Origin of the sequence: Streptomyces tateyamensis, assembly GCF_003205575.1 — a bacterium.
GTDB classification, from domain to species: domain Bacteria; phylum Actinomycetota; class Actinomycetes; order Streptomycetales; family Streptomycetaceae; genus Kitasatospora; species Kitasatospora tateyamensis.
The window spans coordinates 34,871-55,591 of record NZ_PYBW01000040.1; the positions used below are offsets into that span (position 1 = coordinate 34,871).

The following is a 20,721-nucleotide window of genomic DNA, read 5'->3' on the forward strand; positions in this document are numbered from 1 at the left end:
CCAGATGTCGACTGCCGGCCCCCAGCGGGACCTGACCATCAACGTGCCGTGGTCGGTGCAGGAGGAGGTGCTGCTCGACGTGGCAGCGCCGACCCTGGACCAGTCGGTGGCCAACGGCGAGACCCGCAGCTGGTTCTACCTGCGGGAGAGCTTCGACGGCCGGCCGTACCTGCGGCTGCGCTTCGACACCGACAGCCCCTCGGTGAGCCGGCGGCTGGCCGCCCGGATCGGCGAGGAGGTCGCCCCGGCCATGCGCGAGGGGCTGTTCGAGCACCGGCCCTACAACCGCGAGCACGACTGGCTCGGCGGCCCGGCGGGGCTGCCGCTGGCCGAGCGGTTCTGGACCGAGACCACCCCGCTGGCGCTGGAGGCGATCACCGCGACCCGGGGCGACCGGGCGCTGCGGATGGCGATGACCTTCGACCTGCTGGTGGCCAGCGGCGCGCTGCTGGCCAGCCGGCTGCCGCCGAGCGTGGGCAAGCACGGCTTCAAGGCCGGCTACCTGTCCTACCTGGCCACCTTCGAGGGCTACATGCTGCTGATCCGGGACCCGGAGGGCACCCGGGCCAAGCACGCGCAGCGCTGGGAGGCCAACCGGGAGCTGTTGCGCCCCAGGCTGCGGGCGCTGGTCGAGGCGATGCGGGACCCGGACGGGGACCTGGCGGAGCTGCCGCCGATGGCCGCGCGCTGGACCGGCACCCTGCGCGACTACCTGCCCGCCATCCAGCAGGGCTTCGACGAGGACCGGTTCTACCTCTACGCGACGCCGCGCACCAGCGAGGCCGCCAAGATCACCGCCTCGCCGGACGGGCTGTACCGGCGCCCGGAGGTGCCCTGGCTCGCCGACCTGCCCGAGCCGCCGGTGGCCGGGATCCACCGGGCGATCGCGGACAACCAGTACTACCAGGGGATGATCCGCGAGGACCGCCGGTTCCTCGCCTCCCGGCTGGCCCAGGCCTACACCAACTGGCACCTGTTCCGGCTGGGCTTCCAGCTCGCCGACCGCTACACGCTCTTCTACCTGGTGGCGCGGGCGTTCGAGGAGGAGTACGAGCTGGACGCGGCCGAGCTGATCCGCTCGGTGCGGCCGCAGGCGGAGGTCGCCGGATGACCGGCACGGCAGTTGCGGCCCCGGCGCTGGACGCCGCCGGGGTGGACGCCTTCGTGCACCGGCTGCGCGGCAGTTACCAGGAGATCTACCCGGACAACTGGTCGATCGACTGGCGCAGCGTGCCCAGCCCGTTCCGCTGGTACCAGGACCTGCCCCGGATCGACCTGCCGCCGCTGCCCCGGCCGCTGCTGCGCGGCGGGAGCGCCGAGGCGGACCTCGTGGCGGCGCGCGGGCTGACCGACTGGCTCGGCGCGCTGCTGTACGCCGGCTACGGCGTCTCGGGGGTGCGGTGGTACCCCGAGGGGATCGCCAAGAGCAGCCCCGAGGAGCCGCTGCCGGTCCACCGCGACCCGCACTACCAGCTGCGCCGGGCGGTGCCCTCGGGCGGGGTGACCTTCCCCGCCGAGTGCTACCTGACGGTGGGTCAGGGCGATCCGGGCCTGCCGGCCGGGGTCTACCACTACGACGGGACCCGGCACGCGCTGGTGCCGCTGGCGACCGGGCGCCCGCCGCTGGGCATCGGGCGCGCGGACGGCGGGGTGCGGCTGGTGCTCACCGTGCCGCTGTGGAAGAACCACTTCAAGTACGGCGACTTCTCCTACCGGCTGGGTGCGATGGACACCGGCGCGGTGGTCGGGCAGTTCGCGCTGGTGGCCCGGCAGTGGGGCCGCGCCTGCACGGTGGCCTTCGGGGTGGACGAGCCGCTGCTGCTCGCCCAGCTCGGCCTGGACGCGGCCGTGGAGGCCGCACCGGTGGTGCTCGACATCGGGCCCGGCGCGACGCCGGACGGCTCGGCCGCCGGGCCCGCGCCGGCGGTGGACCCGGGCCTGCGCCACCTCGGCGGCAAGGAGTTGGACCCGGCGGCCACCGCGCCCCGGATGCACGCGGCCTGCCTGCGCGCCGCCCGCCCCGGCGAGCCGGTGGAGCTGGCGCCGGTGGAGCCGGCCGGCGCGACCGCCGGGTCGGCCGGCGTGCTGCCCGCACCGAGCGCCGGGCCACTCACGGTGGCCGACGCGCTGGGCCGCACCGCGCTGGGCGAGCAGTTCCGCGGTTCGCCGGTGAGCGCGGCGCAGGTGGCCGAGTGGGTGGCGCAGGCGGGTGCGCCGCTGGACTGCGACCTGCCCGGCGCGGCGGCCGGACTGGCCCATCCGCGCTGCCTGCTGCTGGCGGGCGCGGTCACCGGGCTGGCGCCGGGCGCCTACCTGCCGCGCCGGGACGGCACCCTGGTCGAGTTGGCGGCCGGCGGCTTCGGCGAGCTGGTCCAGCGCAGCCTGTTCGGCTCCTACATGAACTTCCGTCAGCTCCCGCTGATCGCCGTACTGGTGGGAGACGCCGAACCGCAGCGCGGGGTGAACGGGCCGGTCGCCTATCGGACCCAGCACCTGCTCGCGGGCGTGCTGGCCCAGCGGCTGGCGGTCGCCGCCGGCCGGGACGGCTGCTCCGCGCACCCGGTGCTCGGCTTCGTCAGCGCCGAGCTGGACGGCCCGCTCGGCCTGGCGGCGCGCGGGCTGACCTCGCTGCTGCTGGTGGGGATCGGGCGGTACCGGCGCGGACTGTACCTGGAGAGCGCGACCAACGGAACGGGGGAGCCGGCGTGACCGAGACGGTGCTGCGACTGCGGGCGGACGCCTACTACATGCCGGTCCGCGACGGGGTCTGGATCCGCACCACCGCGGGCTCCTTCACCCTGCGCGGACCGAACGCGGCGGCCTGGGTGCAGCAGTTGGCCCCGCTGCTGGACCAGGGCGTGCAGCCGGACCGGCTGTTCGCCGCGCTGCGCCCCGACCAGCTCGACTACGTGCGCAAGCTGATCGGCGCCCTGGAGTCGCGTCAGGTGCTGCGCCGGGAGCCGGCCGAGCCGGACGGGGAGCCCTTCCCGCAGCAACTGGAGTTCCTGCGCCACCAGAGCCCAGACGCCCGGGCCGCGCTGCGCCGGGTGGCGGACACGCCGGTGGCGGTGGCCGGCGATCCGGCCCGGGCCACCGCGCTGGCGGCCGCGCTGGCCGAGACCGGGTTCACCGACCTGGCCCTGCTGGAGGCCGAACCGGACCAGCGGCTGCGTGAGTTGGCCGAGGAGTACGCGGCCCGCGGGCGCCCGCTGCGGCTGACCGCCGGCGCCGCGCCGCAGGGCCGCGCCGTGGTCGGCGTCTTCGGCTCGGAACAGACCGAGCAGGCCTTCGCGCTGGCCGACGGCGCCGCCGCGGCGGGGCACGGGGCCTGGCTGGCCCTGGTGCGCGGCCAGGCGATGCTGCTCAAGGGCCAGCTGCCCGGCTCGGGCACCGCCTGCCTGCGCTGCGCCTGGCGCCGCCTGGTGCACTCCGCCGTCGGGCTGGCGCCCGTGCCGGGGCTCGGGCACACCCAGGTGGCGGTGGCGGCCGCGGTGCTGGCCCAGGAGCTGTTCCAGCACGCCGCGACCGGCGCACTGGACCGGCTGGGCGAGGGGGTGGTGGTCGACCTGACCCGGCTGAGCATCTGGCGCACCACCGTCGACCCGGACCCCGGCTGCCCGGCCGACCAGGTGCACCGCGGCGACCCGCCGCCGGCCCCCCGGGCCGGCCGGTTCCCCGACCAGGTCTTCGCGGCCCGTTGCTTCGGCCCGCTGGTCAGCTGTGCTCCGGGCGGCTACCCGCAGCTGCCGCTGACGGTGGTCCGACTGGAGAGCAGCGTGCCGGACCGTCAGGAACCGGCGCCCGGCGGCGCCGGACAGCTGCTGGCGGCCGAGACGATGGCCGACGCGCGGCACGAGGCGGTGCTGCTGGCCGTGCGCTCCGCCGTGGCGGGTCCGGACGACCTGGTGGAGGTGGGGACCGACCGGGCCGAGGCGGTGGGGCGGGCGCTGCTGCGCCGGGCCGACCGCGAGATCGGCGCGGGCTGGTCGGCGGCCGGGCCCGAGGCGGGCGCGGCGGACCGGGACCGCTGGGCCGCGTTGGCCGGGACGCTGCCGCCGGTCCTGCTGGAGCGGCATCCGAGCGGCCTGTGGCGGGCCACCGTGCCCGGGCACCCGCCGCGCACCGGCCTGGACGCCGAACACGCGCAGCAGCGCGCCCTGCTGGCCGCGCTCGGCGCCGCCCAACTGCCCGGGGAGGCCGCGCCGGTGCCGGCCGCGGCGGCCCGGCACCCGGAGCCGGCCGTGCTGGCCGGGCTGCTCGACGCGCTCGGCTGCAGCCCGCGCCCGGTCGTGCTGCCGCCGCTGGTCGCCGCCCACCTGGTCGGGGTGGCGCTGTGACGGCGCCGCCCGCGCCGGCCGGCGCCGAGTTGCGGCTGCTGCGGGCGGTGGCCGGTGCGGCCCTGGCCGAGGACCGGGACCGGCTGCCCGCCGACCGCCCCGGGGTTCTGGTGGACCTGGGCTGGGACACCGACCACACCGAGTTCGCCCCGGTCGGCGCCCCACTGCTGACGGTGCGCGGGGTGCGCGGACGGCTGGTGCTGGGCCCGCTGGTGCTGCCGGGGGAGCCCGGCTGCCCGGGCTGCCTGGACCTGCGGGTGCGCGCCATCGACCGGCCGGAACGTGCGGTGCGCGGCGCGCGGCTGCTGCCGCTGGCGCCGCGCAGCGGGCCGTTCCCGTGGCCCGGCACGGCCCTGGGCACGCTGGCCGCGGTGCTCGAGGCGGAGCTGGCCGCGCTGGCCGCGGGCACCACCCCGCTGAGCCGGGGTGCCGCATACGTGCTGGACGCCGGCGGGGCGGGCGGCGACTGGCACCCGGTGCTGGCGCACGCGCTGTGCCGCTCGGCGCACTGCACGGCGGCCCGGGTCCCGATCCCACCGCCGCTGCCCGAGCTGGACCGGCCGCTGCCGGCCCTGGGGGTCGGGCAGACCCGACGGTTCGGGGTCCAGGTCTTCGCCGAGCGGTTGGAGCGGGAGTACCTGGACCCGTGGTCCGGGCTGGCCACCGCACCCGCGCTGGCGGGCAACGCCGCGCTGCCCGCCGTGCAGGCCGACGTGCCGACCGCCTGGGGCTTCGCCGAGATCGCCATCGGCCGGGCGGAGGACTACGCCACCGCCCGCACCGGCGCGGTGCTGGAGGGCCTGGAGCGGTACGCGGGCTGGCACTGCGGCGGTCGCGACCCGGTGCGCACGGCCGCCTTCGAGGAGCTGGAGCGGGCGGTGGACCCGCGCTCGCTGGGCCTGCACCTGCCGCAGGCGTACGCGACCCCGGGCTTCGAGTACGCCCCGTTCACCCCGCAGACCCCGACCGGCTGGGCCCGGGCGCACGCGGTGCGCACCGGCCAGGAGGTGCTGCTGCCCTTCCACGTGGCCTACTACGGCGCGACCCAGCGCCCCGACACCGGCCCGGCCTTCGTCTACGAGAACTCCAACGGCTGCGCGCTGGGCGCCGGCGTCGAGGAGGCGCTGCTGGCCGCCCTGCTGGAGGTGGCCGAGCGGGACGCGTTCCTGTGCGCCTGGTACTCCGAGACCCCGCTGCCCGAACTGGACCTGGCCGCCCCGGCCGATCCCCGGCTGGCCGCGGCGCTGCGGATGCTGCGCCACCACACCCGGCGCGAGCTGCGCGCCTTCCGGGCGGTGGGCGAGTTCGGGGTGCCGGTCGTGGTGCTGCTGGCCACCTCCGAGGACCCGGCCGAACCGGCCACCCTCTGCACAGCCGGCTGCGCGCTGACCGTGCGGGCCGCGCTGCTCGGCGCGGTGCAGGAGATGGCCGCCGCCGCACCGGCCATCTCGGTCACCTACCGGGAGCGGGACCGGCGCGAGCTGGAGCGGGCCTACGAGGAGCCGGACCGGGTGCGGGTGATGGCCGACCACGCGCTGGTCGCCGCGCTGCCGCGGGCCCGCGAGCGGTTCGCCTTCCTACTGGGCTCCGACGCCGCGCCGCAGCCCGTGGAGGCGCCGGTGGCCGGCCTGCTCACCCCGCGCGGCGACGTGGCGGCGGACCTGGCGGCGATGCTCGCGGCCGCCGAGCGGGCCGGCCGCGAGGTGCTGGTGGTCGACCACACCACGATCGAGCTGCACCGGCTGGGCCTGCGCTGCGTCAAGGCGGTGGTGCCCGGGACCGCCCCGATGACCTTCGGGCACCTGCACCGCCGGCTGCCGAGCGCACCGACCGTGCGGGCGTTCCGGCTGCGCAACGGCGGCACGGCCGAGGAACCGACGAGAGAGGTCCGGCATGAGCCCCACCCCTTCCCTTGAGACCCCGCTGCCCGGCGTCACCGCGCTGCCGGGCGGCCTCGGCTGGACCGTGACCGACCGTTCGGTGGCGGTGCGCCTGCTCGCCGACGAGCGGCTCGGCGTGGTCGAGTCCGCGCCGGTGATGGCCGCCCTGGCGGCCCGGCTGCCGCCCGAGGTGCGGGCGCCGGCCGCCGAGCTGGCCGCCTTCGCGGAGCGGATCATGCTGCAGGCCGCCCCGGCCCGGCACGCCGAGCTGCGCCGCGGCTTCGGCCGCTTCTTCACCGCCGACGCGGTGGACGCGCTGCTGCCGGACCTGCGACTGCTGGCCGAACGGGCCGTCAGCGAGGCGGTGGCCAGGGGCGGTTGCGAGTTCATGACGCAGCTGGCCTTCCGCTACGCGGTGGACACCGGCGCCCGGCTGATCGGGCTGCCGCCGGCCGAGTACCGGCGGCTGCACAAGCTCAGCCAGCAACTCGCCCTGGTGGCCTACGCGGCCAGGCTGGCCGACCCCGCGCAGGCGGTGCGCGACGGCCACGCGGCCCTGTGCGAGATCCGCTCGGCGGTCGCCGCCGCCCGAGCCGCCGCCCCGGCCGGCAGCGTGCTCGGCCAGTGGCAGCGCGAGGGGATCGGCGAGCTGCCCGAGCCGGACGTCGAGGCCAACATCGTGATGCTGATCCAGGCCTCGCTGGAGACGGTGGCCGGGATGCTGGGCAACACCGCGGCCCGACTGCTGGGCAGCGCGGGCGCGCTCGCCGACCCGGCCCGGCGCGAGGCGGCGATCGATCAGGCACTGCGCGCCGAACCGCCGTTGAAGACGCTCGAACGCCTGGTCCGGGAGCCGGTCGAGCTGGACGGCTTCCGGTTCGAGGCCGGCCAGGTGGTCTCGGTGCGGATCGCCGAGGCCAACCGGCCGGCCGAGTCGGGCGAGCCGGTCGCCGGGCGGGCGGTGCTCTCCTTCGGCTGGGGAGCCTACCGGTGCCTGGGCGCCCGGCTGGCCCGGCACCAGGCGCTGGAGCTGTTCGGCGCGCTGCACCGGCTGGCGCCCGACTGGGTGCTCCAGGACGCCGAGGTGGAGCGGGTGCGCCACCTGCGCTTCGACATGCCGCGCCGGCTGCCGCTCGGCCCGCCGCCGAGCCCGCCGCCGGCCGGGACGCCCGCCGCCGGCCTGCCCGGCGACCTGACCGAGGCGCTGACCGAGGCACTCGCCGAGCACGACCTGGACCGGCCGCTCAGCTCGGTCGAACGGGTGGTGGCCGCCGCGGTGCTGGAGGAAATGGGCCGTCCGCGGCCCGAACCGACCGATCTGCCGCAGACCATTCGGGAGTGGGTGACATGGGCGAATCACGACCGTGGCTGAGTGAGGCCGCCGACCGGCTGGCACGGGCCCGCACCGGTCTGGTGACCGAGCACGGCCGTTACGGCTGGCCGGAGTTGCTCGGCCGGGCCAGGGCGGTGGCGGCCTCGCTGCCGCCGGCCCCGCACGGCTGGGTGGTCCCGGCCGACGGCTCGGTGCGCTCGGTGATCGGCCTGCTCGCGGTGGGTCTGGCCGAGCCCGCGCCGCGCTGGGTGCTGGGCGACCCGGGCCGCTGGGGCACCGGTGAGCCGGTCGGCGAGGTGCTCTGGCGGGCCGGCGCCGAGTGCGCGCCGCCACCCGGCGTCACCGCGGCGACCTACGCCACCGCGAGTTCGGGCAGTACCGGTGAGCCCCGGCTGCTGTTCGGCGATCCGGCCGGGCTGCCGCAGGCGGCGCGGCTGTACGCGGCGGGGATGCCCGAGTACGCCGACGCCGAGGTCTTCGCGGCCTGTTCGGCAATGGACTTCGCCGCCGCGTTCTACATGACCGTGGTCCCGGCCCTGCTGCTCGCCCGTGACCTGCTGGTCTTCGCGCCGCACCGCTGGGACCTGGCGGCCCGTGAGCTGGCCGGACGTGCCGCGGTCTGCCTGGCCGCGCCGGTGCTGGCCGCGCTCGGCGCCCGGGCCGCGGCCGGCGGCGACTTCGCCCGGACCACCCTGGTGCCGGCCGGCGGCGGCCTGACCGTGGCCCGCGCCGAGCGGATCGCCGCCGGGTTCACCGGCTGCTCGTTCCTGACCATGCTCGGCTCTACCGAGACCGGCCTGCTGACGGTGGGTCGGGAAGTCCGCGAGGACGGCCACGTGGGCAGCCCGCTGCCGGGCAAGCCCGTCTGGCTGGCCGACACCGGCCGGGACGGGGTCGGCACCCTGTGGACCAGGGGGCCGGACACCCGGTTCGCGGCGAGCGACGGCCGGCTGCTGCGCGGCGCCGGCGGTGCGGTCAGCACCGGGGACCTGGCCCACCTGGACCCGTCCGGCACCGGCTACGTGCTGGACGGCCGCGGTGACGACCTGATCAAGGTGGACGGGGTCAGCGTCTACCCGAACGCGGTGGCCGCGGCGGTGCGGGCGCTGCCCGGGGTGCTGGACGCAGCGGTGGCGGTGGACCGCACCGGTCCGGCCGACCGGGTCCTGGTCACCGCGGTCGGCGAGACCACCGAGGAGGCGGTCCGGGCGGCCTGCGGCGCGCTGGCGCAGCCGGTGGTCCCGTACCGGGTGACCGTCGCGGCGGCCGAGGCGGTCGCCTACAACGAGCGCGGGAAGGTGCTGCGTTGAACCCCACGGCGGAGCAGAAGGTGAACACCCCTGCGGAGCAGAAGTCGACCACCGCGGCGGAGCAGAAGGTGACCGCCGCGCTGCTGCGCAGCCCGGCGGCGCTCTACCGCAGGCTGCACGCGCGCGGCCCGGTGCAGTGGAGCGAGCCGGGCAGGACCTGGCTGGTGGTCGGCTACGCCGCCGCCCGCGAGGTGCTGCGCGACCAGCGGTTCCGGATGCCCGGCCCCGGGGGCGGCGACGCCACCTGGGGCGAGGGCGGTCGGTACGGTGAGTTCGTCCGCAGCCTGCTGCTGGAGGCGGAGGGCTCGCACCACGAGCGGCTGCGCCGGATCCTCTCCCCGGTCTTCGCCCCCAGGTCGGTGCGGGCCCGCACCGAGCGGATTACCGCGACGGTGCACGAGCTGCTGGACGAGCTGGCCGGTGCGGCCGAGTTCGACGGGGTCGCGGCGCTCGGCGCCCGACTGCCGGTCTCGGTGGTCGGCGACCTGGTCGGAGTCCCGCCCGCGGACCGCGACCAGGTCTCCCGGCTGTGCCGGCTGATCAGCACCGGCGGAGGCCTGAGCACCGGAGCGGCCGGACCGCAGGCGGTGGCCGGCGCGGTCGGCGGCCTGGAGCAGCTGTTCGCGCTGGTGGACCAGTGGCTGGCCGCCCCCGACCGGCTGCCGGCCGGCTCGGTGCTGGCGGCCACCGCCGAGCAGGCCCTGCTCAGCCGGGTGGAGACGGTGGCCACCGTGTTCAGCCTCTACCTGGCCGGGCACGACACCTCGCGCAACATGCTCGGCGCACTGCTGCTGCGGCTGTCCGGCCAGGACGGTCTGCTGGAGCAGCTCGCCGAACGGCCGCAGACGGCCGGCGAGGTGGTGGACCAGGTGCTGCTGGGCGAGTCGCCGCTGACCTTCACCGCGCGGGTGGCGCTGGCGGACGTGCGGGTGGCGGGACGGTTGATCGCGCAGGGGGACCGGGTTCAGATCATGCTGGGCGCGGCCAACCACGAGCTGCTGGAGTCCGGTGCGGCGCCCGGGCAGTTCGCCGGGGTGGCCTTCGGCGAGGGGCGGCACGTCTGCCTGGGCGCGCACCTGGCCCGGCTGGAGGGAACCGTGCTGCTCACCGCGGCGGCCGAGCGCTGGGCGGGGCTCGAACCGGCCGGGGACCCGCAGTGGAGCCCGCACTTCCTGCACCGGGGCCTGGGGGCGCTGCCGTTGAAGGCGACGTGGCGCTCTTGATCCAGTTGGGCACAGTGGTGGTGCGCCGCCGCTGCCGGGTGCCGGTGGCGCGGCTGCGCGAGCTGGACGGCGCCGAACTCTGGGACGCGGCCGAGCGGTTGGCCGCTGCCGAGGAGCGGTGTCGGCGGGCCGGAGAGGCGGTCGCGGACCGGATCGCCGCGCTGGTGCCCGCGGCGGTACCGCAGTTGCGCCGCGAGCTGCTGCGGATGCGCCGGGACGCCTTCAACGGACGCGCGGTGGCCTGCGAGGCACTCGACCTGACGGAGTATCAGGCCGCCGTGGCGGAGCGCACTGCCGGGCGGGCGCGGCTGGAGCGGTGCGCGGCGGCGCTGGACGAGGCGACCGGCCGGACCCTGCACGCACTGCTGAAAGAGCCGGACTTCGCAGCCTCGGTGGAGCTGTCGGTGCCCAGGCTGGTCGCGGCCGCGCTGGCGGACGCCCCGGTGCCCGGCACGGCGCGCACCCGGCGGCGGGCGCTGACGGTGCTTCGGCTGGCCCAGCGCGCGGCGACCAAGCCGAGCCCGTTCGCCCGGTTCGCCGACTCCACGCTGCTGCTGCCCGGCGCCGCCGCCCGGCCCGCCGCGGCGCTGGTGCGGGTGGACCGGCGGGCGGTGGACTGGGTGCGGGCCTGGGCCGGCGGCCCGGGGCTCGCGGTGCTGCCGCCGGACCGGGTGCTGCTGACCGTCAACCCGAGCGCGACGCTGGAGCAGGGCCGGGTCGGCTGGCTCGCCCCGGACGGGGTGCGCAGCGCCCGGTGCACCGAGCAGCTGGCCACCCTGCTGGCCGGCCTGCGCACCCCCGTCGCGCTCGCTTCGCTCGCCCCGGACGGGACGCTGCCGCCCGCGCTGGCCGCCCTGCTGCGGACCGGCCTGCTGGAGGCCGGCCCGCAGCTGCCCGGTTGGGGCCCGGGGCGGCTGGCCGGCGCGGCCCAGGCGGTGGGACCGGGCGAGCTGCGCTCGGCGCTGTCGGAACTGCAGGAGATCGAGACCGCCGCTCCCCCCGCGCCGGTGGCGGCGGCCCGGGCCCACGCCGGACTGCGCCGGCTGGCCGCCGCCTGCGGGCAGCCCGAGCCCGCCGCGGACCGGCAGTTGGTGACCGAGGACCTGGTCGCGGTCGCCCCGCCCGAGGGGCCGCGGTTCGACCCGGAGCTGCTGGCAGACCTGGCCCGGGTGCAGCGCTTCGCCCCGCTGCTCGGGGCCGACCTGCCGTTCCAACTGGCCACCGCGCTGGCCTTCCGGGCGCGGTTCGGCAACGGGCGGATCACGCTGCTGGCGGGATTGCGCTGGTACCTGGCCGAGGGGCGCCAGGAGTCGGACCGGCTGATCGCCGAGGCCGCCGACCCGGTGCTGCGCCAGGTGCTGCGGCTGCGCCAGGAGTTGGTACAGGCGCTGCGCGCACTGGCCGCCGAGCCGCACAGCGCCGCGGTGCCCCCGGCCCTGCTGGAGGACCTCGCCGCCGCGCTGCCCGCCGAGGTGGCGCCGTGGACCAACGTCTCCTGGCCGGTCCAGTGGGCCGGCGAGCAGCTGGTCCTGAACGGTGCGGCACTCGGCTTCGGCCGCTTCCCGGCCCGGCTGGCCGGGGCCCTGTCCGGCCCCGAACTGCTCCTGCTGCGCCGCGAGGTGGCGCAAACGGTGCCGGCCGGTACCGTCCCGGCCGACCTCGCCGTCCAGTTCGGTGCCACCGCCAACGAGCACCCCCTGCTGCTGCCCGCCGCGCTCGCCTGGCCCGGCAGTGCGCTGGAGTGCGAGCCCGACGCCCGGGTGGACCTGGCCACCGTCACCCTGGGGCTGACCGGGACCGGCCGGCTGGCCGCCACCAGCGCCGCCCACCCGGGCCGCACCCTGCTGCCCGTGCCGCACAACGCCACCCTGCCCGCGCTGGCCCCCGCGCTGTACCGCTTCCTCACCCGGCTCGGCCCTTCGCAGGGCAGCACGCTGGCGCTGTGGGACCTGGTGGACGCGAGCGCCGCAGCCGGCGGGGTGCGCCACTACCCGCGCCTGACGCTGGGTCGGCTGGTGCTCTGCCGCCGGACCTGGAAGGTGCCGGGGGAGGACCTGCCCGCCGAGGACGACACCATGGGCTGGCTGCGTTGGAGTGGGCGGACCGGGGTGCCGCGCCGCTCCTTCCTGCGCCGGACCACGCTGCCCGACCCCTGGCAGGTACTGCGCCGGGGCGCCGCGGACCAGCGGGTCGAGCAGGCCCGCGCCCGCACCGGCGCCGCCGACCGCAAGCCCGCCTACCTGGACCTGGCCCAGCCGTTGGGCCGCCCGCACCCGACCGCCCCGGGCGAGATCCTCACCTTCACCGAGCCGCTGCCCGACCCCCTGACTCTCCCCGACGACCAGCACACCGTCGAGTACGTGATCGAGACCCACTGGAGGACCCCATGACCGCCGAAGCAGCTTTCGTCCCGATCCGCGCCGCGCTGGCCGAGGCCGCCGACTACTGGGTCTGCACCGTTCGCGCGGACGGCCGCCCGCACACCGTCCCCGTCTGGGGCGTGTGGTGGCGCGACAGCCTGGTCTTCTCCACCGTCGGGGGCAGCGTCAAGGCGCGCAACCTGCGGGGCAACGCCCGGGCCTCGGTGCACCTGAGCAGCGCACAGGAGGTGGTGATCCTGGACGGCACCGCCGCCGAGGTCACCGACGAGGCCGAACTCGCGGAGATCGGCGCGCTGTTCGACGCCAAGTACGCGGGCGGCGCGGCCGGCAGCTACGACCTGGTGACCGCCCGGCAGCACGGGATGGCGATCTGCGCGGTGCGGGCCGAGGTGGTGCGGCAATGGACTTCGGACGACATGTTCCGCTCCCGCCGGTTCAGCTTCGCCGCCGACGGTTCGCTCTCCCTGGCCGAGGCCGGGCTGCCGGCCGTCGCCGAGCAGGTCGCCTGATGGCCACGGCCCAACAGGACCTCACCAAAAGGTACTTCACCGGCACCCAGCGGACCCGGGCGCCGGAGCGGACCTGGCAGTTGGCGCAGCGTCAGTTCGAGCGGTGCGGGATCAGCCGGGTGGCCGACGTCACCGGACTGGACGTACTGGGCATCCCGACCTGGGTCGCGGTCCGCCCGCTGGCCGCCACGCTGAGCGTCAGTCAGGGCAAGGGCGCCACCCACACCGCCGCGAAGGTCTCCGCGAGCATGGAGGCGATCGAGCTCTGGTACGCCGAGAACCTGCCGCACGCCGGCCCCGCGGTCACCGCGCCGGCTGCCGAACTCGCCCTGCCCTACGACTTCGCCGGCCTGCAGCGGGCCGCGGGCAGCCTGCTGACCGAGCACACCCCGCTGCCGTGGCTGCCGGCCGAGGTGATCGGCCAGGCGGCCACCAGCTGGGTGCCCCGGCCCTGCGTGGCGATCTCCTCGCTGGCCGCCCCGGACTGGTCGCCGCCGCTGCTGCGGGTCTCCAGCAACGGCCTGGCCAGCGGGAACTGTGTCGAGGAGGCGGCCCTGCACGCGCTGTTCGAACTGGTCGAGCGGGACAGCACCGCCGACCTGCGGGAGCGCCCGGTGGACCGGCGCCGGCACATCGAGCCGCACAGCGTCACCGACCCCGGCTGCGCCGAGCTGATCGACCGGATCGACCGGGCCGGGGCCTGGCTGGAGCTGGTGGACAACACCCGCGACCCGCACTTCCCCTGCTACGTCGCCTACCTGTGGTCCCCGGAGGACCCGACCGTCTACTCGGGCTCCGGCTGCCACACCGACCCGGCGGTGGCGCTCTCCCGGGCGATCACCGAGGCCGCGCAGAGCCGGCTCACGGTGATCAACGGCACCCGCGACGACGTGCGCGGCGGCCTCTACCGCGGCCACCGCTGGGACGCCGCGCAGCCCGTCACACCCCCGGACACGCAGGGCAGTTGGGCGCAGGCGGTGCGGCGGATCGAGCCCGCCGGGCGGGCCGCGGTCGACACTGAACTGCTGCACTGCGCCGAGCTGGTGCGGGCCCGGACCGGCCGACCGGTGCTGAGCGTGCCGCTGACCGCCCCCGGGGAGGAGCTCGCGGTGGTCCGGGTGATCGCCCCCGGCCTGCGCTTCGGCGTCGGCGACGAGTGCCCGCGCCCGCTCCGCCAACTGCCCGAGGAGGGCCGATGACCACGCACGTGTTCGCCGGGCCGACCATCGGCCCGGACCGGGTGGCCGAGCTACTGCCCGGCGCCGTGCTGCACCCGCCGGTGCAGCACGGCGACCTGCTGCGGCTGCCGGTGGCCGCCGGGGACACCGTGCTGATCGTGGACGGGCTGTTCCAACAGGCCCCCGCGGTGCGGCACAAGGAGATCCTGCACCTGGTGCACGAGGGCGTCCGGGTGGCCGGCGCGAGCAGCATGGGCGCGCTGCGCGCGGCCGAGCTGCACCGGTTCGGGATGCTCGGGCTGGGCCAGGTGTTCCGCTGGTACGCCGACGGCACGGTGACCGCCGACGACGAGGTGGCAGTGGCCCACCTGGGCGAGGAGGACGGCTACCGCCAGCTCTCCGACGCCCTGGTCTCGGTGCGCTACGGGCTGGGCCGGGCAGTCGAGGCTGGCGTGCTGAACGCCGCCGAGCAGGCCGGGCTGCTTGCCGCACTGGCCGAGCTGCCGTTCCCGCAGCGCAGTTGGCGCAACCTGTGGCGGATCACCGGGCAGACCGACCTGGCGGCGGCGGCCGCCCGGGTCCGCGCCCACCTGGCGGTGCGCCCCGCGGACGCCGACGTGAAGCGCCTGGACGCCGAGACCGCGCTGCGGGCGCTGCGCCGGGAGGCCGCTCCCGCGGCGGCCCCCGGGCCCCGCCCGGCCACCCTGGACACCGTCTACCTGGCCGACTGGCGGTTCGAGCACTCCGCCACCGACCCGGTGAGCGACTTCCACACCCTCGGCTTCCTCCAGCTGTTCCTGCCGGCTTACCCGCAGCTGAACCGCCATCAGGCACTGGCCCGGATCGGCGGCGGCGAGGCGGGAGCCCTCGCGGCGGCCCGGGCCGCGGGCCTGCTGGGCGCCGGCGACGAGCCGGGGAGCGGGATGCGGGCCTGGCTCACCGAGCGGGAACTGGCCGAGCTGCCCGGCCGCGAGCTGGCGCTCACCGCCCTGGTGCGGTCCTTCCGCACCGCGCCCGGGGTGCGCACCGGCCACCGGCTGCCCGAGCCGCTCCTGGCCGCCGGGCCGCTGCTGCGCATGGCCCGCAGCTGCGCCGCGGCCGCGGCCGCACTGAACGCGGCCCGCCGGGCCAGGCACCCGGAGTTCCAGGTCGAGCACGTCCGCACCGACCTGGTGGAGGAGTTCTTCGCCGCCCGCTGGCAGTGCGCCGACCTGGTCACCGCCTGCTGGGACCGCGGGCTCACGGGCCTTGGCCAACTGCACGAGCTGGGCCAGTACTTCCTGTTGCTCGGCCGGTCCGGCCGACTGCCGGAACCGCAACTCGCGGCGGTCAGCTTCGCCGCCGCCGAAGGGGAGCCGTCATGAACCGGGGCCTGATCACGCTGGTCAACCCGAACAAGGTGCACCCGCCGATCGCACCGTACGCGCTGGACGTGCTGGGCACGGCGCTGGAGCGGACCGGCTTCGCGGTGGAGGTGGTCGACCTGACCTTCCACCGGGACGACTGGCGCACCCACCTGCGGGAGTACTTCGCCGACCGGAGCCCGCTGCTGGTCGGGGTGACCATCCGCAACACCGACACCGTGTACGCCTTCGAGCAGCGCCCGTTCGTCGGTGAGCACAAGGAGATCGTGGGCGAGCTCCGCCGGCTGACCGGTGCCCCGATCGTCGGCGGCGGGATCGGCTTCTCCACCATGCCGTTCGCGCTGGTGGACTACCTGGGCCTGGAGTACGGGGTGAAGGGCCCGGGCGAGGAGATCCTGTGCGAGCTGGCGGACGCGCTGGCCTGCGGCCGGGACCCGGGCACGGTGGCCGGGCTGATCCGCAACACCCCCGCCGGCGTCACCCGGGTGCCGCCGCCCGCGCTCACCGTGGGCACCCGCCCGCCGGCCCTGCCCGGCACCGGCGCGCACGAGCCGCGGGTCTGGCAGGTGGATCGGGAGGGCACCTACCTGCGGCGCACCGGCACCCCGTTCAAGGTGGACAACCTGGCCTACTACCGGCGCGGCGGGATGGCCGGGATCCTCACCAAGAGCGGCTGCACCTACCGGTGCTCGCACTGCGTGGAGCCGGACGCCAAGGGGATCAGGTTCGCCCGCCGGGACGTGGCGGCGGTGGTGGACGAGATGCAGTCGCTGGCCGCCCACGGAATCTTCGACCAGCACACCACCGACAGCGAGTTCAACCTGGCCATCGGACACAGCAAGAACGTGCTGCGCGAGATCGTCCGGCGCAAGCGGGCCAGCCGGTTCAGTCCGCTGCACCAGCTGCGGCTCTGGGTCTACTGCCAACCGTCCCCGTTCGACGAGGAGTTGGCCGGGCTGCTGGCCGAGGCGGGGTGCGCCGGGGTCAACGTCGGGACCGACCACGTGCGGGCCGACCTGCTGCGGGGCTGGAAGACCACCGAGAAGGGCACCACCTACTACACCTTCGCCGACACCGAGCGGCTGGTCCGGCTGTGCCACGCCAACGGCATGCTCACCATGGTCGAGGCGCTGCTCGGGATGCCCGGGGAGACCGAGGCGACGGTGCGCGAGTGCGTCTCGGCCTTCATGGCGCTGGACGCCACGGTCACCGCCTTCTCGCTGGGCCTGCGGCTGTTCCCGTACATCCCGATGGGCATCGCGATGGCCGAGCAGTGCGCCGGCGTGCGCACCCTGCCCGGCCTGCAGTCGAACACCGCCACCGGCCCGATCGTGCTCAAGCCGCTGGCGATGTGCTCGGGCCCGGTGGAGTACGAGCGGCAGTTCATGTTCGACGAGCGCGGGGAGTTCCGGCTGGTCTGCTACTTCTCGCCGGAGCTGACCGAGGACCCGGGCACGGTCGACTCGCCGACCGGACGCTGGTACCGCACGGTCGACCTGCTGTGGAGCCTGATCGACCCGGCCGACCACTACCGGGTGATGCTGCCCACGGCGCTGGGCGACAGCGAGCACGACAACAACTACGCCGACAACCCGTTCCTCACCAGCTTGACCGTGCTCGGCTACACCGGGGCGTTCTGGGCGCACTGGCGCGACCGCGAGGCGATCCTGCGCGAGGCCCGGGAGGCCGGCATCGTGGCCCGGGTCGGGGCCGCCTGATGCCCGGCCGGGCGCTGGTCACCGGCGCGGGCACCGGCATCGGCAGCGCGATCGCGGTGGCGCTGGCCGGGGCGGGCTGGGCGGTCGCGCTGCTGGGCCGCCGGCCCGGACCGCTGGCCGCCACCGCCCGGGCCTGCGACCGGTTCGGCCACCCGGTGGTCGAACTGCCCGCCGACGTCACCGATCCGGAGCAGGTGCGGGCCGCGGTCGGGCGGTTCGGTCCGGTGGACCTGCTGGTGAACAACGCCGGCACGGTCGACCGGGACGAGCGGCCGTTCTGGGAGGCGGACGAGGAGCAGTGGTGGCACACCTACCGGACCAACGTGCGCGGCACGGTCAACCTCTGCCGGGCCGTGCTGCCCGGCATGGTGGCGGCCGGCGGCGGGCGGGTGGTGGGCGTCAACTCGGTGCTGGCCCTGCGGCCCGAGCCGCACTACTCGGCCTACGGCGCCTCCAAGCTGGCGCTGCTCGGCCTGACCGGGATGCTGGCCGAGCCGCTGCGCCGGCACGGGGTGCTGCTGTTCGAGGTGAGTCCGGGCATGGTGCGCACCGAGCTGACCCGGGGGATGGCGATCTGCGCGGACCGGACCGACTGGACGCCGGTGGAGCGGATCACCGGTGCCGTGCTCCGGCTGGCCGCGGGCGAACTGGACCAGCTGGCCGGCCGGTTCGTGCACGCCGGGGTGGACGACCTGGACCGGCTGCCGGACCGGGTGGCCGGCCCGGCCCGCACGCTGCGACTGGCCGGCTTCGCCCCGGACGACCCGCTGACCGCGCTGATCAACTCCTGAGGCGGTGCTCCACCCCGCGCCCTCGGCGGTGCAGGCCTCCTCGAAGACCGCGCCAACGCCGTCGAGCCGTACGAAAGCCGTACGAAGCCAGTAGGGTGACGCCGTGTCGGAGAGTGACGGCAAGTCAAGGGGTGACGTCGTGTCAGTCGTTGTGTGGGTCAACGAGGGCACCTGGCCCGCCTGCGTGGACGCCGCCCGCGAGCACACGCCACCGGGCGCCGGGATCGTGCTGCTGCACGTGAGCGGGCAGGAGGTGCCCGGCGTCGCGCACGGGGCGTTCGCCGGACTGCTCGGCCGCGGGCACCGCGAGCGGGACCCCGGCGCCCGGCTGGCGGACCTGGCCACCGGCTCCGGTCAGGAACTGCTGGCCGCCGCGGCGGCGCGGCTGGACCGCCCCTGCACCCGGGTCGAGCGGTCCGGCCGGGTCGAGCGGGAGGTGATCGCGGCGGCAGCCGATGCCGAACTGCTGGTGCTGGCCCGCGACGGCGACCGGGCTCACCCCGGCCCGCACAGCCTGGGCCCGGCCGCACGGTTCGTGGTGGACCACGCGCCGTGTGCGGTGCTGCTGGTGTGGCCGGGCACGAGCTGACTGCGCGTAAGAAGGGTGCGCCCGAACGGCTTACCTGCTGGGTGTCGCGCGTTAGCCCGTGCTGTTCGTGTGCTCATCATGCGGCATGACACGAACCCGGACCGCGCTGCTCTGCGCCGCCACCGCCCTGTTCACCGCCGCCACCCTTCCGGGCACCGCGGTCGGCGCCGCCCCGGCCCCGGCGTTGCGTGACGGGCAGCCGTGCGTCCGCTCGCCGCGGCCGGCCGAGGGCCCGGGGCGCCAGGTGCTGGAGACGGTGCAGCGGGCGAAGCAGGACCTGGACCTGAACTCCGTCCTGGTGCGGGTCACCGTGGACGGCCACGAGCTGGTGACCGATGCCTTCGGCGAGTCGATGACCGGGGTGCCGGCCGAGCCGGGCATGCACTTCCGCGCGGGCTCGGTGGTCTTCCCGTTCATGACGGTCACGCTGCTCCAACTGGTCGAGCAGGGCGTGGTCGGGCTCGACGACCCGGTGAACACCTGGCTGCCCGAGCTGCCGCACGGGGACCGGATCACCCTGCGGATGCTCGGCGACGCCACCTCCGGCATCCACGACTACGTGACCGACCCGGTGTTCCTGGCCCAACTGGAGGCCGAGCCGTTCCGCCACTGGTCGCCCGAGGACCTGCTCAAGATCGCCGACCCCGAGCACCTCTGGTACGAGCCGGGCACCAACTGGAGCTACTCGCACGCCAACTTCGTACTGCTGGGCGCCGCCCTGGAGCGGATCACCCACACCCCGCTCGACCAACTGCTGGCGCAGCACGTCACCGACCCGCTCGGCCTGCACGACACCCGCAACAGCTTCACCCCGGACATCCCCACCCCGGTGCTGCACGCGTTCACCTCCGAGCGGGGGACGTACGAGGAGTCGACGTTCTGGAACCCGTCCTGGACCACCGGCCCCGGCGCCGTGATCACCACCCACATCTGCGACCTCGCCCGCTCGGCAGAGGCCATCGGCAGCGGTGAACTGCTCTCGCCCAGCAGCTTCCGCACCCAGCTCGACCCGGGCACCGTCGGCCTCGGCGGCCCCACCCCCGACTGCCCGCCCACCGCGTGCCTGCCCGACTTCAACACCCCGGCGCGCCACTACGGACTGGGCCTGCTGGTCGCCAACGACTGGGTGGTGCAGAACCCGTCCTTCTCCGGCTACGCCGCCGTGGAGGCGTACTACCCGGCCCAGCGCCTCGCCATCGCCGTGGCCACCACCAAGGGCTGCCACACGCCGGACGGCAACACGGCCGAGACGATCGCGAAGCAGATCTCGACCGACCTGGTGCCGGACCACCCGCTGTCGTAGCTACCGCCTCGTGTCTGGCGGCCAGGTCGCCAGGGCCGGTAGGTTGCGCGTATGCAACCGATCGGCCTGCCCGGGGTGGACTCGTCCCCGGTGGAACTGCGCCCCTCCAACGGTCTGCCGCTCGCGTTCGCCGTCCCGCTGGCGGCGGCCGGCGGGGTCCACGCGGCCTTCCGCGTCCTCCGGCCGACGCAGGCGATCCAGTTCGTCTTCGACGGTGTCACCCTCGGGCTGTTCGCGGTGCTGGGGGTGCTCGGGCTGGTGGCGCTGGTACGCAGGCGCAGGGCCGGCTGGTGGTTGCGCCTGGACACCGCCGGCCTCACCGTTCACGGCCACGCGAGGGTGCCGTGGTCGGATCTGAGTGCGGTGCGGCTGGTGACGCGTTCGCCGAAGTCCCATCGGCAGGTGCTGGCCTTCGTCCCCCGGCCCGGCGTGGTGCTCCCGCCGCTGCCGGTCTCCTGGCCGTTGTCCAGGCCGCACGCCCGGGCACGCGCGCTGATCAAGCGATACGGCACGCCGATCGTGGTGGATCCGCTCGTGATGCGGACCACGACGCAGCGGCTGACTGCCGACGTCCGGCGGCTGAGCGGCATGCCGATCAGCGCCTGAGTCGCCGAGGACACCGGAACCGATCTGAACTCGGCCGTGCATGCGGGCTGGAGGGTGATGGAGATCGGAGACGACCTCTCTCCGACCGGGCGAGTCCTCTCGGGTCTGCATGAGGATCTCCTTACGATGGACCCCAGTGGGCGTGACGGAGCTGACCTGTGGCGGTAGGGCAGTCCGTCGACTGACTGCCCGGCCCTCA

At 75.9% G+C, this 20,721-nt stretch carries 16 protein-coding genes; all 16 read left to right on the top strand.

The genetic code is table 11. From position 1 onward, the window contains the following. Positions 1–4 precede the first annotated feature (4 nt). The 16 genes from C7C46_RS13085 (at position 5) to C7C46_RS13155 (ending at position 20,522) form a co-directional block, all read left to right on the top strand. Positions 5–1,111: a thiopeptide-type bacteriocin biosynthesis protein gene (locus C7C46_RS13085; RefSeq protein WP_110669044.1), complete on the top strand. Its 1,107-nt coding sequence runs from the start codon at positions 5–7 to the stop codon at positions 1,109–1,111. After that, positions 1,108–2,709, top strand: coding sequence for a nitroreductase family protein (locus C7C46_RS13090; protein ID WP_110669046.1), 1,602 nt, complete (start codon positions 1,108–1,110; stop codon positions 2,707–2,709). Before C7C46_RS13085 ends, C7C46_RS13090 begins: the two co-directional genes overlap by 4 nt. After that, positions 2,706–4,337, top strand: a complete 1,632-nt coding sequence (locus C7C46_RS34300; protein WP_146259076.1) for a hypothetical protein — start codon at positions 2,706–2,708, stop codon at positions 4,335–4,337. Before C7C46_RS13090 ends, C7C46_RS34300 begins: the two co-directional genes overlap by 4 nt. Continuing rightward, the gene (locus C7C46_RS13095) at positions 4,334–6,253 is read left to right on the top strand and encodes a TOMM precursor leader peptide-binding protein (protein ID WP_146259077.1); all 1,920 of its coding nucleotides are present in this window, start codon (positions 4,334–4,336) and stop codon (positions 6,251–6,253) included. The genes C7C46_RS34300 and C7C46_RS13095 overlap by 4 nt, the downstream gene beginning before the upstream one ends. Next, positions 6,231–7,589, top strand: a complete 1,359-nt coding sequence (locus tag C7C46_RS13100) for a cytochrome P450 family protein (protein WP_110669050.1) — start codon at positions 6,231–6,233, stop codon at positions 7,587–7,589. Before C7C46_RS13095 ends, C7C46_RS13100 begins: the two co-directional genes overlap by 23 nt. Next, entirely contained in the window at positions 7,565–8,860 is a 1,296-nt protein-coding gene (locus C7C46_RS13105; RefSeq protein WP_110669052.1) for a class I adenylate-forming enzyme family protein, read from the top strand. The genes C7C46_RS13100 and C7C46_RS13105 overlap by 25 nt, the downstream gene beginning before the upstream one ends. Continuing rightward, entirely contained in the window at positions 8,857–10,083 is a 1,227-nt protein-coding gene (locus C7C46_RS13110; protein WP_110669054.1) for a cytochrome P450, read from the top strand. The genes C7C46_RS13105 and C7C46_RS13110 overlap by 4 nt, the downstream gene beginning before the upstream one ends. Then, positions 10,071–12,473: a lantibiotic dehydratase gene (locus tag C7C46_RS13115; RefSeq protein WP_110669056.1), complete on the top strand. Its 2,403-nt coding sequence runs from the start codon at positions 10,071–10,073 to the stop codon at positions 12,471–12,473. The genes C7C46_RS13110 and C7C46_RS13115 overlap by 13 nt, the downstream gene beginning before the upstream one ends. Beyond that, positions 12,470–12,973 carry a pyridoxamine 5'-phosphate oxidase family protein gene (locus C7C46_RS13120; RefSeq protein ID WP_110669058.1) on the top strand — a complete coding sequence of 168 codons (504 nt, stop codon included), beginning with the start codon at positions 12,470–12,472 and terminating at the stop codon, positions 12,971–12,973. The genes C7C46_RS13115 and C7C46_RS13120 overlap by 4 nt, the downstream gene beginning before the upstream one ends. Further along, complete coding sequence (locus C7C46_RS13125; protein WP_110669060.1) at positions 12,973–14,172, top strand: YcaO-like family protein; 1,200 nt, start codon at positions 12,973–12,975, stop codon at positions 14,170–14,172. Before C7C46_RS13120 ends, C7C46_RS13125 begins: the two co-directional genes overlap by 1 nt. Beyond that, positions 14,169–15,515 carry a TfuA-like protein gene (locus C7C46_RS13130; protein WP_110669062.1) on the top strand — a complete coding sequence of 449 codons (1,347 nt, stop codon included), beginning with the start codon at positions 14,169–14,171 and terminating at the stop codon, positions 15,513–15,515. Before C7C46_RS13125 ends, C7C46_RS13130 begins: the two co-directional genes overlap by 4 nt. Next, on the top strand, positions 15,512–17,233 hold the full coding sequence (gene tsrT / locus C7C46_RS13135) for a tryptophan 2-C-methyltransferase (RefSeq protein ID WP_110669064.1): 1,722 nt from the start codon (positions 15,512–15,514) through the stop codon (positions 17,231–17,233). The genes C7C46_RS13130 and tsrT overlap by 4 nt, the downstream gene beginning before the upstream one ends. After that, the gene (locus tag C7C46_RS13140; protein WP_110669066.1) at positions 17,233–18,024 is read left to right on the top strand and encodes an SDR family NAD(P)-dependent oxidoreductase; all 792 of its coding nucleotides are present in this window, start codon (positions 17,233–17,235) and stop codon (positions 18,022–18,024) included. Before tsrT ends, C7C46_RS13140 begins: the two co-directional genes overlap by 1 nt. Positions 18,025–18,163: 139 nt before the next feature. Then, on the top strand, positions 18,164–18,613 hold the full coding sequence (locus C7C46_RS13145; protein WP_110669068.1) for a universal stress protein: 450 nt from the start codon (positions 18,164–18,166) through the stop codon (positions 18,611–18,613). Positions 18,614–18,698: 85 nt separating this feature from the next. Beyond that, complete coding sequence (locus C7C46_RS13150; RefSeq protein WP_181442330.1) at positions 18,699–19,916, top strand: serine hydrolase domain-containing protein; 1,218 nt, start codon at positions 18,699–18,701, stop codon at positions 19,914–19,916. Between the two features lie 51 nt (positions 19,917–19,967). Then, entirely contained in the window at positions 19,968–20,522 is a 555-nt protein-coding gene (locus C7C46_RS13155; protein ID WP_110669070.1) for a hypothetical protein, read from the top strand. The last annotated feature ends 199 nt before the right edge of the window (positions 20,523–20,721 follow it).